This window comes from Bradyrhizobium sp. Leo114 (assembly GCF_055229415.2).
Window position 1 is genome coordinate 205,806 of record NZ_JBUYEN020000008.1, and the last position, 14,394, is coordinate 220,199.

13 protein-coding genes are annotated in these 14,394 nt (G+C 64.4%); 5 read left to right on the forward strand and 8 right to left on the reverse strand.

From position 1 onward, the window contains the following. Nucleotides 1–20 precede the first annotated feature (20 nt). Entirely contained in the window at nucleotides 21–350 is a 330-nt protein-coding gene (locus ACZIRK_RS12380) for a DUF167 domain-containing protein (protein ID WP_130227349.1), read from the forward strand. Between the two features lies 1 nt (nucleotide 351). Continuing rightward, nucleotides 352–1,236, forward strand: a complete 885-nt coding sequence (locus ACZIRK_RS12385) for a bifunctional methylenetetrahydrofolate dehydrogenase/methenyltetrahydrofolate cyclohydrolase (protein WP_130227348.1) — start codon at nucleotides 352–354, stop codon at nucleotides 1,234–1,236. A 140-nt stretch (nucleotides 1,237–1,376) separates the two neighbouring features. On the opposite strand, the gene ACZIRK_RS12390 is transcribed toward ACZIRK_RS12385, so the two are convergent. The 3 genes from ACZIRK_RS12390 to ACZIRK_RS12400 all read right to left on the reverse strand — a co-directional run bounded on the left by ACZIRK_RS12390 (nucleotide 1,377) and on the right by ACZIRK_RS12400 (nucleotide 4,125). Continuing rightward, nucleotides 1,377–2,858 (reverse strand): M20 family peptidase, encoded by a 1,482-nt coding sequence (locus ACZIRK_RS12390; RefSeq protein WP_130227347.1) that lies wholly within the window; start codon nucleotides 2,856–2,858, stop codon nucleotides 1,377–1,379. A gap of 61 nt (nucleotides 2,859–2,919) precedes the next feature. After that, nucleotides 2,920–3,447, reverse strand: a complete 528-nt coding sequence (gene ppa, locus ACZIRK_RS12395; protein WP_130227346.1) for an inorganic diphosphatase — start codon at nucleotides 3,445–3,447, stop codon at nucleotides 2,920–2,922. A 168-nt stretch (nucleotides 3,448–3,615) separates the two neighbouring features. Then, on the reverse strand, nucleotides 3,616–4,125 hold the full coding sequence (locus ACZIRK_RS12400; protein WP_028165189.1) for a GNAT family N-acetyltransferase: 510 nt from the start codon (nucleotides 4,123–4,125) through the stop codon (nucleotides 3,616–3,618). A 269-nt stretch (nucleotides 4,126–4,394) separates the two neighbouring features. Between ACZIRK_RS12400 and ACZIRK_RS12405 the strand changes: the two genes are divergently transcribed. Both ACZIRK_RS12405 and ACZIRK_RS12410 read left to right on the forward strand, forming a co-directional pair. Next, entirely contained in the window at nucleotides 4,395–5,291 is an 897-nt protein-coding gene (locus tag ACZIRK_RS12405) for a dienelactone hydrolase family protein (protein WP_130227345.1), read from the forward strand. A gap of 44 nt (nucleotides 5,292–5,335) precedes the next feature. Then, a complete protein-coding gene (locus ACZIRK_RS12410) occupies nucleotides 5,336–5,743 on the forward strand; it encodes a thiol-disulfide oxidoreductase DCC family protein (protein ID WP_130227344.1) in 408 nt (135 codons plus the stop codon). A gap of 221 nt (nucleotides 5,744–5,964) precedes the next feature. On the opposite strand, the gene ACZIRK_RS12415 is transcribed toward ACZIRK_RS12410, so the two are convergent. The 3 genes from ACZIRK_RS12415 to ACZIRK_RS12425 all read right to left on the reverse strand — a co-directional run bounded on the left by ACZIRK_RS12415 (nucleotide 5,965) and on the right by ACZIRK_RS12425 (nucleotide 10,275). After that, a complete protein-coding gene (locus tag ACZIRK_RS12415) occupies nucleotides 5,965–7,209 on the reverse strand; it encodes a flavin monoamine oxidase family protein (RefSeq protein WP_130227356.1) in 1,245 nt (414 codons plus the stop codon). Nucleotides 7,210–7,360: 151 nt separating this feature from the next. After that, on the reverse strand, nucleotides 7,361–9,187 hold the full coding sequence (gene typA / locus ACZIRK_RS12420) for a translational GTPase TypA (RefSeq protein ID WP_028165184.1): 1,827 nt from the start codon (nucleotides 9,185–9,187) through the stop codon (nucleotides 7,361–7,363). Nucleotides 9,188–9,513: 326 nt separating this feature from the next. Further along, nucleotides 9,514–10,275 carry a Crp/Fnr family transcriptional regulator gene (locus tag ACZIRK_RS12425; RefSeq protein ID WP_130227343.1) on the reverse strand — a complete coding sequence of 254 codons (762 nt, stop codon included), beginning with the start codon at nucleotides 10,273–10,275 and terminating at the stop codon, nucleotides 9,514–9,516. 200 nt (nucleotides 10,276–10,475) lie between these two features. Between ACZIRK_RS12425 and ACZIRK_RS12430 the strand changes: the two genes are divergently transcribed. After that, nucleotides 10,476–10,856 (forward strand): response regulator, encoded by a 381-nt coding sequence (locus ACZIRK_RS12430; protein WP_130227342.1) that lies wholly within the window; start codon nucleotides 10,476–10,478, stop codon nucleotides 10,854–10,856. A gap of 99 nt (nucleotides 10,857–10,955) precedes the next feature. On the opposite strand, the gene ACZIRK_RS12435 is transcribed toward ACZIRK_RS12430, so the two are convergent. Together ACZIRK_RS12435 and ACZIRK_RS12440 are read right to left on the reverse strand one after the other, a co-directional pair. Continuing rightward, on the reverse strand, nucleotides 10,956–12,503 hold the full coding sequence (locus tag ACZIRK_RS12435) for an alkaline phosphatase D family protein (protein WP_463327393.1): 1,548 nt from the start codon (nucleotides 12,501–12,503) through the stop codon (nucleotides 10,956–10,958). A 288-nt stretch (nucleotides 12,504–12,791) separates the two neighbouring features. Beyond that, on the reverse strand, nucleotides 12,792–14,234 hold the full coding sequence (locus ACZIRK_RS12440) for a TAXI family TRAP transporter solute-binding subunit (RefSeq protein ID WP_165435319.1): 1,443 nt from the start codon (nucleotides 14,232–14,234) through the stop codon (nucleotides 12,792–12,794). Nucleotides 14,235–14,394 lie beyond the last annotated feature (160 nt).

Sequence of the window (14,394 nt, forward strand, 5' to 3'; positions counted from 1 at the left end):
CTTCGGCCGGTGACCGATCCTTGGCAGATCTCCCTTGGCGCTATTCCACCGGTGGCATCAGCGTCGCACTCCGCGTGACGCCCCGCGGCGGCCGCGACGACATCGATGGGATCGAGACGCTGTCCGACGGCCGTAATGTGCTGAAGGTCCGGGTCCGCGCCATTGCCGACGGCGGCGAGGCCAATCGGGCGGTAATGGGCCTGCTTGCCAAGGCGCTGGGCGTGCCCAAGGGGCGGGTGAAGATCCTCTCGGGCGCCACCTCGCGGCTCAAACAGGTGGCGATCGAAGGCGATCCACGGCAGCTCGGTGACACCTTGCGCCAACTGACTGCACCCAACGCGAAGGATTGAGATGACGGCTCACATCATCGACGGAAAAGCCATTGCAGCCGACCTCCGCGCACGCGTCGCGGAGGAGGTTGCCCGCGTCAAGCGCGAACACGGGCTGGTGCCGGGGCTGGCTGTGGTCCTGGTCGGCAACGATCCCGCGAGCGAAGTCTATGTCCGCAGCAAGCACACGCAGACCCAGGCCGCCGGCATGGCCTCGTTCGAGCACAAGCTGCCGGCCGATGTCGCACAGGCCGATCTGCTGGCGCTGATCGGCAAGCTCAACCGCGACCCGGCGGTGCACGGCATCCTGGTGCAACTGCCGCTGCCGAAATCCATTCACACCGAAACCATCATCAATGCCATCGATCCGGCCAAGGATGTCGATGGCCTGCATCCGAACAATGCCGGGCGGCTGGCTGGCGGCTTCGCCGCGCTGTCGCCCTGCACGCCGCTCGGCTGCATCATCCTGACCAAGAGCGTGCATCCCTCGCTCGACGGCATGAATGCGCTGGTGATTGGCCGCTCCAACCTGGTCGGCCGGCCGCTGGTGCAGTTGCTGTTGAACGAAAATGCGACGGTGACGATCGCGCATTCGCGCTCGCGCGACCTGCCGAAGCTCGCCGCTAGCGCCGACCTGCTCTATGCGGCGGTCGGCAGGCCCGAGATGGTGCGCGGCGACTGGATCAAGCCGGGCGCGACCGTGATCGACGTCGGCATCAACCGCATCCCCGTAGAGGGCGGCAAGCCGCGTCTGGTCGGCGATGTCGCCTATCAGGAGGCGCTGAGCGTCGCCGGCGCGATTACGCCGGTGCCGGGCGGCGTCGGGCAGATGACGGTGGCCTGCCTGTTGGTGAATACGCTCCGCGCCGCTTGCGCGATCGCCGGCCTGCCAGCGCCGGGGGTTTAGGTAAATGCCGTCATTCCGGGGCGCGCGCAGCGCGAGCCCGGAATCCATTTCTCCGCCAGCGCATGCGGCTCGATCGATTCTCTGATGTGCAATTGCACATCATAGCTCGCGCTCCGCGCGCCCCGGAATGACGGTGGTGGTCACCCCGCGCTGTTCTCGATGAATCGCCGATAGAACCGGATCATGTCGGCGTAGCCCTCGATGCTGAGGCGCTCATTGGTGCCGTGGAAGCGCTTCAGGTCGTCGCTGTTGGCGCGCACCGGGGAGAAACGGAAGATGTTGTCGGCGATCCCGGCATAGTGCCGCGAATCGGTTGCGGCGATCATCAGGCCGGGCGCGACGATGACATCAGGATAGATCTCGCGGATGGTGCGGTTGAGCGTCCGGTAGGACACGCTGGCCGTGCCGGTCACCGGTGGCGGATCGGTATTGCCGGGAAACGGCTTGATCGAGATGCGATCGTTGCCGACGGTGGAGCTGACGTGATCAGTCACGCTTGCCTGGGTGTCGCCGGGAAGCAGCCGGAAGTTGACGGTGGCCTCGGCGCGGCCGGGCAGCACATTGTCCTTGTCGCCGGCATTGAAGATGGTGAGCGCGGTGGTGGTGCGGACCATCGCTTCTGTCGGTCCGGTCTTCTCGAACTCGCGCAACAGCAGCGGCTTGAACAGCCAGAGATTCGACAGGATCACGCGGTTGACGCCGTTCATCTCGGGCGCCAGCGTGTCGAACATCTCCGACACCGTGGCGCGGATTTGCATCGGCAGGCGGTGATCCTCAAGCTTGACCAGCGCCGCGCTCATCATGCCGATCGCGGTCTCGCGCGGCGGCATTGAGGAGTGGCCGGGCGTCGCCTGCGCCGACAGCACCAGCGTGGCATAGCCTTTTTCGGCGACGCCGATCAGGGCAGCTTGCCTGGTAAGCCCCTTCATGATGCCGTCGGTGATCAACAGGCCTTCGTCGAGCACGAAGTCGAGCTTGATCCCGCGCGAGGCGAGCGTCGCGGCGATCGCCTTGGCGCCGCGCGTGCCCGCGACCTCCTCATCGTGGCCGAAGGCGAAATAGATCGTCCGCTTCGGCTGAAAGCCGGCTTTTGCGAGCGCCTCGGCGGCCTCCAGCATCGCATAGAGGTTACCCTTGTCGTCCCAGGAGCCGCGGCCCCAGATGAATCCGTCGGCGATCACGCCGTCATAGGGCGGCTGCTGCCAGTCCTTGTCGGTGCCCGGCGCGACCGGCACCACGTCCTGATGCGCGAGCAGGGCGATCGGCTGTGCCCGCGGGTCGCTGCCTTCCCAGGTATAGAGCAGGCTCAGGCCGGCGATGACCTCGCGCTTGGCGGCGGCATGAAACGCCGGGAAGCTTTTCTCGATATGGGCCTGCATGCCGCGCAACGCCGGGGCATGCTGTTCGGGCTTTTCGAAGCTCGAGATGGTCCTGAAGCGGATTGCCTCGGCCAGCCGGGAGGCGGCGGTTTCCGCATCAACGGCCGCGCGCGGGATGGCCGCGACCTGGAGCTGCCGCGAGCCGCGGCTGAAGACATTGAAGGCGAGCACACCGGCAAGGACGAGCGCCGCTGCAACCAGGAGCAGCACGGCCTTGCCGATGATCTTGATGAGCCGGCGCAATCGTTCCCCCTCGACATTCCCATGCCCCGGAGGCGCCACACCGCGCGTTCGGGATCAGGTGTTACTTCTTCGCCCGTGCGATCCCTTCGGTGATCAGCCTGCGCGCTTCTTCGGCATCGCCCCAGTGCAGCACCTTCACCCACTTGTTCTTTTCGAGATCCTTGTAGTGCTCGAAGAAATGCTGGATCTGGTCCAGCGTGATCTGGGGAAGGTCGCTGTAGTTCTTCACCTTGTCGTAGCGCTGGGTGAGCTTCGAGGAGGGGACCGCGAGGATCTTTTCGTCACCGCCGGCTTCGTCTTCCATCAGGAGCACGCCGACCGGGCGCACGCTCATCACCGCGCCGGGCACGATGGCGCGGGTGTTGACGATCAGGACGTCGCAGGGGTCGCCGTCGTCGGACAGTGTGTGCGGGATGAAGCCGTAATTGCCGGGATAGCGCATCGGCGTATAGAGGAAACGGTCGACCACTAGCGTGCCGGCTTCCTTGTCCATTTCATATTTGATCGGCTCGCCGCCGACCGGCACTTCGATGATGACGTTGACGTCATGCGGCGGATTCACTCCGATCGATACCGCATCAATACGCATAGAGAACTCCGTGATTGCCAACGCGGGTGCGCCGGGCAGGACCAGTGATTGCTGCTGTCATACGCGGGCTGGGCCCGCCCATCCATCTAACTTTCGAGGAAAAATGATGGATTTTTGGGCTATTGGTTGACGCGCGCCCGTAGCGCCGTCCCGGAGACGCTCGCAGCCTCAGTTGGTCCAGGCAAAAGCGACCTTGTCGAGCGATTTCGGCCCGAACCTTTCGGAGGAGCGCGCCACCATGCGGCCGCCGAGCGCGCGATAAAACTCCGTGGCCGGGTCGTTATCCGACAGCGCCCAGACCACCATGCTCTTCAGCCCGCTCTGCGCGAGGTCGCGGCGGGCGGCGTTGAACAGGCGGCGGCCGAAGCCGAGGCCCTGGAATTCCGGCCGCAGATAGAGCTCGTAGATCTCGCCTTCGAAGTGCAGGCTGCGGGCGCGGTTACGACCGTAATTGGCGTAGCCTGCGATCTTGTCCCCGAACACCAGCACGCTGACGCGGCTGCCCTTGCGAATCGCGCTGTCCCACCAGTGCGGACCGCGCCGGTTGATCAGCTTTTCCAGTTCGGCGCCGGGGATGATGCCCTGATAGGCTGAACGCCAGGCTTCGTCATGCGTAGCCGCCACCGCGGCTGCATCCGCAACCTTGGCCGGCCGGACCTCTATCAGGGTTGTGCTCATGATCCAATCAAAGCAAGTCGGCGCGCCGCCTTCAAGCTCTATCGTTAATTATCGGTTAACCTGTGGATTTTTTGCATCAGTTTTCGAACGACTTGTACCGAAAGAGGACAGTGCGAACTTCAATCGGCCAGTTCGTGATGCGGGGCAGGCCGGCGTCACGCCGGTGACATATGGTCAGCAAGCGTGTCGTGAAAAACTGCGCCGGGTTGATTCGCGAGACCGTCTTTCGGCGAATCCGGTTTCCCCAGCATGGTCGCGTCAGGCCAAGAATGCATTCACTTAAAGTGATTTTCGCGCTGCTTGTTGCCGCGGCGCTCGGCTCCGAAGCAGCTCTGGCGCAACCCGTCCTAGGGGCGCAGGGCGGGGAGGGCGAGCCGAGCCGGCGGCAGCAATGGCTGGTGCCGTCGCCCGACCCCGCGCGGCCGGCGCGCGCCTTGCTGTTTCGCCCACCGGGCGCAGGGCCATTTCCGCCTGTCTTGATCGCACATGCCACGACGCAGAACGTGCTGCGTCGGGCACAGATGCCCCAGCCCGAATACCGCGCGCTGGCCGGCTCGATGGTCGCACGCGGTTTTGCCGTGCTGGTGCCGGAGCGGCTCGGCCATGGCGCAACAGGCGGAACATACCTGGAAGACCAGGGCGGCTGCGACGAGGCGAATTATTCACGCGCGGCTCGGGCTACCGCCGGGCAGATCAGGCTCGCACTCGATTACCTCAGCGATCAGCCTTTCATCCGGAAGGATCACGCTGTCGTCATCGGCCATTCCGCCGGCGGCTGGGGTGCGCTGGCGCTTGCCGCCGAGAGCCCAAATGGCATCTTGGCGATCATCGCCTTCGCGCCGGGGCGCGGCGGCCGCGCCAATGATTTTCCGGACCAGGTTTGCGCGCCGCACACCCTGCTCGCTTCGGCGGCCGAGTTCGGCCGAGGGGCGAAAGTGCCGGTGACATGGTTCGTTGCCGCCAATGACAGTTATTTTTCGCCGGCGCTGTCGCGGCAGCTCGCCGATGCCTTTCGCGAGGCCGGCGGGCGGGTGGATTTTCACGTGCTGCCGGCCTATGGCGGCGAAGGCCATTGGCTGCCCGAAAGCGAGAATGGCGTTAAGCTCGCCGCGGCAGACATCGATCGCGCGCTGAGAGCGCGGCGTGCCGCTCGGGCTAAACCATGACGCTCGCTTCGTCGTCGCGCAAGAATGCGTCAACTGGAAACAGAATGCGACTCTGGCCGGACGATGACGTGATCCTCTATGACGGCGTCTGCATCTTCTGCTCGCGCTGGGTCCGCTTCGTCGTCGCGCGCGACGCGGACCGCCGCTTCCGCTTCACGCCAGTCCAATCGGGCTATGGCACGCGGCTGGCGCGGGCATTCGGCATCGATCCTGCTGATCCTGACACCAACGCCGTCGTGCATGGCGGTGTCGCCTATTTCAAATCCGACGCCGCGCTCACGGTGCTGAGCCACCTGCCGGGCTGGCGCTGGACCCGAGCACTGTTCGCGGTGCCGAAGCCGCTGCGCGACGCCGTCTACAATCTCGTGGCACGCAATCGCTATCGCATTTTCGGCAAATACGAGACTTGCTTTGTGCCGGATGCTGAGATGCGGACGCGGGTGATTGAATGATGGGTTTCGCTGCGCTCTACCCATCCTACGACTGTCGTCCGTGCGAAAGCAGCGACCCATAACCACAGCCTCGTAGCCCGGGTGGAGCGCCAGCGTAACCCCGGGCCGCTCGCAAGGCGGATAGAGATGTCCCGTGTTGCGTGGAGCCTGTCATCGGGCGCGCGTTCACGCGACCCGTTGGCTCCACCCGGGCTACGCTGCTCGCGATGACTGGAAAGCGGTTAGCGCTTCGCCTTTGAAGCCAGCACTTCCTGTGCCGCGCGCTCGCCGGAGTCGCGCGCGCCATGTGCGGTGGAGAAGAAGTTCGGCGAGGTCGCTTCACCCGCGAAGAACAATCGTCCATCGACGGGCGCGGCCAGCACGGCACGTTTGCCGGCATGGCCGGGGAGCGCGTGCGAATAGGCGCCGCGGGCGAAGGGGTCGTGCGCCCAGCGGGATTCCGCAAGCGGCGTCAGCTTGCGCCGGATGTCGCTACCGAGAAAGCCCGCGATTTCGTCGATGCTGTGCGCGGCAAAGGCGCCGTCGCCGGCATCTTCCAGCTCTTTTGCGAACCGGCCGCCGAAAAAGCCCTCGATGCAGGGCTGGCCGAACGGACGGATGTGATAGGTGCCCATTTCGGTGCGCATGGTGGCGCCGCGCAAATTGCCTTCCTTCGGAAATGCCTCCGCATCGGCGAGCGCCAGCACCACCTTATCGTCGACGCCGAGCGGCAGTCCGCGCGCGGCGTCGACTTTTGACGGCAGCGCGGGCGAGAAGCGGATCGCTTCATCCGCGATCAAATTGGTCGGCACGGTCACGATCACATGGTCGGCCGCAAGGGTGCCCAGCGACGTTTCGAGGCGCAGGCGTTTTCCGGAATGGTCGATCAGCGTGACATTGCAATTGAGCGCGACGGGACATGAGGCACCATAGGCGGCGACCAGCGCGCCATAGCCGCGCCGCACGCGCCAATTGATGTTGGTGTCCTCATAAGCCTCCATGTCAAGAATCGAGACCTGGTCGAGCTCGCAGCCGTTCACATAGGTGGAGATCGCATCGATCATCGGATTCCAGCGATTACCCGGCTCGAGATAACGGTTCGCGGGCGCGTCCTCGCCCCTTTGCGCGGCCTTCCAAGCGCGCTCGTAGAATTCATCGAGCGAACGCATGAAATCGTCGCGATCGGCTTGCGGGAACGCCTTGCCATAGGCGCGCTCGCGCCAGGGCGGCAAGGTCTTGTTGATCTCGAAATTCAGTTGTTCGGCGACGGCGACGAAACTGTTCTTGTCCGCCGAATGCAGCCAGCCGCAGCCGACGTCGAACACCACATCGGGCGCGGCCTGCACCGTATGCGCCCGCCCGCCGAGGCGGTCGCGCGCTTCCAGCACTATCACCGACAGGCCGGAATCCTTCAGCGCATTGGCTGCGCCAAGGCCGGCTGCGCCAGCGCCGATGATGGCGACGTCGACTGAGGAGGGGAGGGACATCGGGTCGTCCACTTCATCGTCATGCCGGCGCAAAAGCGCGAAGCGCGTCTTCGCGCAGATGTCCCGGGCATCCAGCTCTTGGTTCCCAGTATCGAAGACGTGGATGGCCGGGACAAGCCCGGCCATGACGGTTCCCTTGTGGAGCGAGAGGTTAAGCCACCGCTTCCTTGGCCTTTTCGGCGCGCTTGCGGTCGTTTGGATCGAGGTGCTTCTTGCGCAGCCGGATCGACTTCGGCGTCACTTCGACGAGCTCGTCGTCCTCGATATAGGCCAGCGCCTTTTCCAGGGTCATCCGGATCGGCGGGGTCAGGCGCACCGCTTCGTCCTTGGAGGTGGTGCGGATGTTGGTGAGCTGCTTGCCCTTCAGCACATTGATCTCGAGATCGTTGTCGCGGGTGTGCTCGCCGACGATCATGCCCTTGTAGACCTTCCAGCCCGGCTCGATCATCATTGGGCCGCGATCCTCCAGCTTGAACATGGCATAGGCGACGGCCTCGCCCTGATCGTTGGAAATCAGGACGCCATTGCGACGGCCCTGGATCTCGCCCTTGTAGGGCGCATAGCCGTGGAACAGGCGGTTCATGATCGCGGTGCCGCGGGTGTCGGTGAGCAGTTCACCCTGATACCCGATCAAGCCGCGGGTCGGCGCGTAGAACACGAGCCGGAGCCGGTTGCCGCCGGACGGGCGCATCTCGATCATCTCGGCCTTGCGCTCGCTCATCTTCTGCACGACGACGCCGGAATGCTCCTCGTCGACGTCGATCACGACTTCCTCGATCGGCTCCAGCGCCTGGCCCGTGGCCTCGTCCTTCTTGAACACGACGCGCGGACGCGACACCGAGAGCTCAAAACCTTCGCGGCGCATGGTCTCGATCAGGATCGCGAGCTGCAATTCGCCACGGCCGGAGACTTCCATCGAGTCTTTATCGGCGGCTTCGATGACGCGCAGCGCGACATTGCCTTCAGCCTCGCGCATCAGGCGATCGCGGATCATGCGGCTCGTCACCTTGTCGCCCTCGGTGCCTGCGAGTGGGGAGTTGTTGACGATGAAGGACATCGACACCGTCGGCGGATCGATCGGCTGCGCGAGCAGCGGCGTCTCGACGGTGGGATCGCAGAACGTATCGGCGACGGTGCCCTTGGTGAGGCCGGCAATGGCGACGATGTCGCCGGCTTCAGCTTCATCGAGCGGTGTGCGCTCGATTCCGCGGAACGCCAGGATCTTTGACACGCGTCCCTGCTCGACCAGCTTGCCTTCCGCATTTAGCACCTTCACAGCCTGGTTCGGCTTGACGATGCCGGAGGTGATGCGGCCGGTGATGATACGCCCCAGATAGGGATTGGCCTCGAGGATGGTGCCGATCATGCGGAACGGGCCTTCCTCGACCTTCGGCGGCGCGACGTGCCGCACGATCAGATCGAACAGCGGCTGCATGCCTGCTTCCTTTGGGCCTTCCGGGCTCTCCGCCATCCAGCCCTGCTTGGCCGAGCCGTACAGGATCGGGAAATCGAGCTGCTCCTCGCTGGCATCGAGCGCCGCGAACAGATCGAACACTTCGTTGATGACTTCCGTCGGTCGCGCGTCGGGGCGGTCGACCTTGTTGATGACGACGATCGGCTTCAAGCCGACCTTGAGCGCCTTGGAGACCACGAACTTGGTCTGCGGCAGCGGGCCTTCGGCGGCATCCACCAGCACCAGCGCACCGTCCACCATGTTGAGGATGCGCTCGACCTCGCCGCCGAAATCGGCGTGGCCGGGGGTATCGACGATGTTGATGCGGATGTCCTTCCACTGCACCGATGCGGCCTTGGCCAGGATGGTGATCCCGCGCTCGCGCTCGAGATCATTGGAGTCCATGGCGCGTTCGGCGACCTTCTGATTCTCGCGGAACGTACCGGATTGCTGCAGCAGGCGGTCCACCAGGGTGGTCTTGCCGTGGTCGACGTGGGCGATGATGGCGACGTTACGAAGATTCATGGCTCTGCTTTTCAGTCGTGCACAGGTCTTGAGCGATCTCGCCGGAAAGCCGGGATCGATCTTTGGTAACTACGGCCCCTCCGGGTCCGGATCACACTCAAGCCTTTGAAATCTCGCGGGGCGCGGCTCGCCTCAAAAAGCAAGCCCGGCCAAAAGGGACCGGGCAAAGCTTGCGCGTTTGCGGCGCAATATAGTCAGAAACCGCCAAAAAACAATGCGTTGTTTGCCGGGTACCCGCCGTTTTTGGAACCCTTTGGCACCTCCCCGCGAGCGGGAGAGGGGGCGCACCGTGGCCGGGGATGCAATTCAGCCTGATTTCATGATGCCTATCCGGCTTCCTCTTCCTTGCTCGGATAGACCCCACGGAGCACCTCCTCAAAGTGGTCCTTGACGGCCTCGTTGCACAGGCAGGAGCGGAGGCGCAAGACGTCGTGGTTGCGGACCAGGATCGCGCCGCGGCGCGTCTCCAGCACGCCTTCGGCCTTGAAGGACTGAATCACGCGGCTGGCATAGCTACGGCCCACCCCCAGCAGGGTGGCGAGCTGCTCATGCGTGAGCGGCACAGCGCCATCGCCATTGGTGCGCTCCATCGCCGAGATGATCCATTTGGCGGTGCGCTGCTCGATCGAGTGGATCGCGTTACAGGCCGTCGACTGAAAGATCTGCGCCAGCATGCAATCGGCGTAGCGCGCGAAGACGTTGCGGATCGAGGGCGATTTCAGCTTGGCCGCTTCCAGCCTGCCGACCGTCATCCGCGCGAACGGCCCGCCGAATTTGACGATGATGCGGGTATAGGCGGGAAGAGATCCCTGGCTGACGATGCCACCGACGGCACCCTCGCGGCCGACCAGAATGGTCTCGACGTCCCGGCCGTCCTCGTTGGTCACGAGGTAGGAGACGAGGCCGGGCCCGCAGGGAAAATACACGGTCTCGACGTCGTCGCCGGGGCTGTAAAGCAGGTCGTTGGCATTGGCCTCGGCGCGCGCGAGGTGCGGTGCGATCAGCCCATAATCGGCGTCGCTCAGACGGCGCAACAGGTTGTTGAAGGGCCGGTCGGCTCTGTCCGGTTGGCTGCGTTGTTGAAGCATCGGGTCTCCCCCTCACCAACCGCGACGATAGTCAACCCGTTCCTCCTGTTGTGTGCACAAGTGAACAGACGCCGGGACCGCAGTGTGGTGGTTTCAATGCGGGAACCGCCGGTGTGCTTCAGAGGCGCCGGCAGCGTGCCGACTGGCGGCTCATGTCCGGACCATCAGATCAATGCCTCAAAACAGGACCTGGCGCGCATATGATACCGGCCCTCTTCAGCCGCATGCCTTCCGACGTGTTGATCGTCGAGGACGACCCGATCATCGCCATCGATTTCGAGGACACGATCCTCGGCTTCGGGGTGAAGACGGTGCGGACAGCGACCAGCGTCGCGCGAGCACTTCAGATGATCGCCTATCGCCGGCCCGACTTCGCGCTGCTGGATGTCGTGCTGGCCCGCGAGAACACCTTTGCGCTCGCCGAGGAGCTCGACGCGCTACGGATCCCCTATCTCTTCGTCACCGGCTATGGCGCTGACGTCCAGCTTCCCGCTGCGCTGGCCGGCAAGCCGCGCCTGGTCAAGCCATGCTCGACCGAAGCGCTGGAAGCAGCGCTGCGAATGAGGGTTTCGGATTCGTAGCCCGGATGAAGCGCAGCGCAATCCGGGGTCCTGGGTTCGCGGATAGACCGTCCCGGATTGCGCTCCATCCGGGCTACGTCACGTCACTACGTTACGATGTTACACCGGCTTCGGGTCGAGCGTGGTCGACCACAGCGCGACGTCGGCGCGGTCGCGCAAGGTTACTGTCATCTGTCCGGTCGCGCCGTCGATCTTGACGTGGCCGAAGAACTGCATGCCCGCCGATGGCGGCAGGTTCTGCTTGTCGGCTCCGGGCGCCTTGATGAACTTCACCTCGGGTCCAAACGTGTTGTCGAGCTCGTTGGGGCCGAAAGTGCCGGCATGCAGCGGGCCGGAGACGAATTCCCAGAACGGGTCGAAGTCCTGGAACTGCGCCTTGTTCTGATTGTAATAGTGCGCGGCGGCGTAGTGCACGTCGGCGGTCAGCCACACGGTGTTGACGATCCCGGCGGTCTTGATGAAACGCAGGATCTCGGCGATCTCGAGCTCGCGGCCGCGCGCCGGGCCGTCTCCTTGCGCGAACGCTTCGGAGCCCTTGCTGTTGGCCGCATCGTCATAGACGATGAGGCTGAGCGGCATGTCGGAGGCGATCACCTTCCAGGTGGCGCGCGAGTTGAGCAGTCCGCGCTTCAGCCAGGCGAGTTGGTCCGGGCCAAGGAAATAAGCATCGGGACCGTAGCTGGTCTGCTGGTTTGGCCCGTTGGGTCCGCGATAGCTGCGCTCGTCCAGCATGAATACGTCGAGATGCGGTCCGTAGCTGAGCGTGCGATAGACGCGTCCCGGCTCGACGATGCTTTCGCGCATCGGATACATCTCGTGGAAGGCGCGCGCCGCACGCGCCGCCAGCACGTTGATGTCGCGCTCCTTGTAGGCGGCAGGAAGCTGTTTCGACAGCGACCAGTTGTTGGTGACCTCGTGGTCGTCCCACTGCACGAAGATCGGCACCTCCGCATTGAAGCCGCGCACATGCTCGTCGAGCAGGTTGTACTTGTGCGCCGCGCGGTACTCGTCGAGCGTCTCGGCGACCTTGGCCTTCTCCGGGATGGTGAGGTTCTTCCAGAGCTTGCCGTCGGCGAGTTTCACCTCGGACGGAATGACGCCATCGGCATAGATGGTGTCGCCGGAATGCAGGAAGAAATCCGGCTTGTATTTGGCCATGGTGGCGAAGGTGAACATGCCGCCATCGTCGGGATTGATGCCCCAGCCCTGGCCGGCGACGTCGCCGCCCCAGACAAAGCTGACATCGCGCCGGTCGGCGGGCGCGGTACGGAAGCGGCCGGTTACGGGCTCGCCGAGGACGTTGACATGGGCGAGGTCGCGGAAGCGCACGCGGTAGAAGATGTCCTGGCCCGCGGGCAGGTTTTCCAGGAGCATCTTGGCGGTGAAATCGCTTTCGGGCAGGGCCGCGATCGGCGGCAGTGCGCGCGCGTCCTTGAAGGATTCGGTCGTCGCGACCTCGACCATCATTTGCGACGGCCGGTCGGCGCGCGCCCAGACCACGCCGCCGTCAACTCCGACGTCGCCGGACTGCACGCCATGGGTGACGGCCGGCCGGTCGGCGGCGCGGGAGAGGTGGGGCATCGCGATGACGCCGGCGCCGACAGCGGCTGAAGAGAGGAACTTTCGGCGGGAAATCCTGATCGTCATGGCAAGCCTCCGTCGGTCCGGCGCCGGATGCGCCGAAATGTCGCAACAGACCTAGAAGGATTCTATGACGAAGCGATTACGGCGGCATCTCCACGTGATCGCAGAGAAATTGCATCTGGTCGTCATTCCGGGGCACGCGAAGCGTGAGCCCCGAATCCATTCATCCACGTCGCTTGCGGCCCGATGGATTCCGGGCCTGCGCCTTCGGCGCATCCCGGAATGACGGAGGAGAGGTCGCGTGCCCCGCAAACAGGGAACTGAAGCGAACCCGATTGCGTCCCGCCTTGGCTAAGCGGTCCCTGCCGCCCGGAATTGCGCGCTGGCGCGCTGCAGGTTTTGCGGCATGCTGATCAACAGCAGCTTGCGGTCGGTGACCGCATTGTGGAATTGCTCGAGCGCGATGTTGAAGGCGGTCAGCGTGCCCTGCTCGATTCCGCCGTGCTCGAAACAGGTCAGCGCTTCGCGCAGGATGTTGTCGGCTTCGGCCTGCATCTGGTCGAGTTCTTCCATCGAATCGCTGTGGCGCGCGGCAGCGAGCATGTCGAGCAGCCGGTCGCGCTGCGACGTGTTGATGCTGCGTTCGTCCTTCTTCAGGTAGCCGGCAAACCAGGCGCCGGCCGAACCCATTGCGGAGACCAGCATCAGCCCCCACCAGATGTAATCGCTGTAGCGGTCGAGGAAGGTCTTCTCGTCGCCATCGACGAAAGCCGCAGCGCCAGGGTGCACGGGAATCGTGGCGTCCTTGTCGGTGTCCGGCGTCTCGATCCTGGCGGCCGGCGGGAAATCGTTCTTCAGCGACTGCCGGATCGAGAACAGCTGTCGGGTGAAGATGGCGATGGTCGATTCGGAAATGCCCCTGCGCGCCACGATATGGTGCGAGAAGCTGATGGTCTTGACCTCGTCCGCAGGGCGGTCGACGCCGCCGAGCGAGCCGGCGGGGATTTGCGAGGCTTCATAGGCGGGATGGTTCTGCGCGATCGCTTCCGCCGCGTCGATGGCGAGGAAGGTCGGCGTGCCGCGCGTCGAAGCTGCGATCGCGTCGGTTGTGATCTTGCTGTTGACGGGTCCGGCGGCGAGATAGGCGTCCGCCTTCTGGCCCTTGATGGTCTCGGCCGTCTCATTGGCGGGAAACTGGACGATCTCTACCTTGGCGGGGTCGACGCCATATTGCTGCAGGATCACCTTCAAGAGGTTGACGTTGGCGGGCGTGCGGCCGACGACACCGACGCGGTGGCCGGCGAGCTGCGCGATCTTGGTGATTTTTGGCGCTGCTTTCCTGCCCCTGCCTTTGCCCTGCGGCGGCACCCAGATCGCCACGACATTCTTGCGCAGCGTCGCCACCGCCTGCGCATTCTTGGGGACATCCAGATCGCCGCGGATAATGGCGAGGTCGGCCTTGCCGCCGGCCAGCGCCTCGGCGCTCGCTACCGCGCCGTCCGTCTGCATCAGACGCAGCCGGATTTGGCTGTTGCCCTGGTTGTAGGCTTGGGCGAGCGCCTGGACTACTTTGAGGTCGTCACTGTTGGCGGGCCCGACCGCGATTTTCAAGTTCACCGGACGCATCGCGAAGTAATAGCCGGCGGCCAGTGCGCCGATGATGGCAAGCGCGCCGGCAATCATCACGAAACTCAGCCGACGCCGCGCCGAACGCGGCGGAGGCGAAGCTGGAGCGGCGACGAAGTCAGGCTCGGTCATCGATCGCGCAAACAGCCGTTTGAGGTTCTGGGTCATCCCGCCGACGCGTTTATCCTTTGCATTGTAACAAAATTCCGGCAGCAGCTAGGTTACAATCCCGTCATGGTTACCAGCGGCGATAGGACGCGCTTTGCGGCCGCGTCGTGAGCATGGATCCCGCTGGTGGCTGCCGGTGTTAGGGTGTGAACGAGTGAAG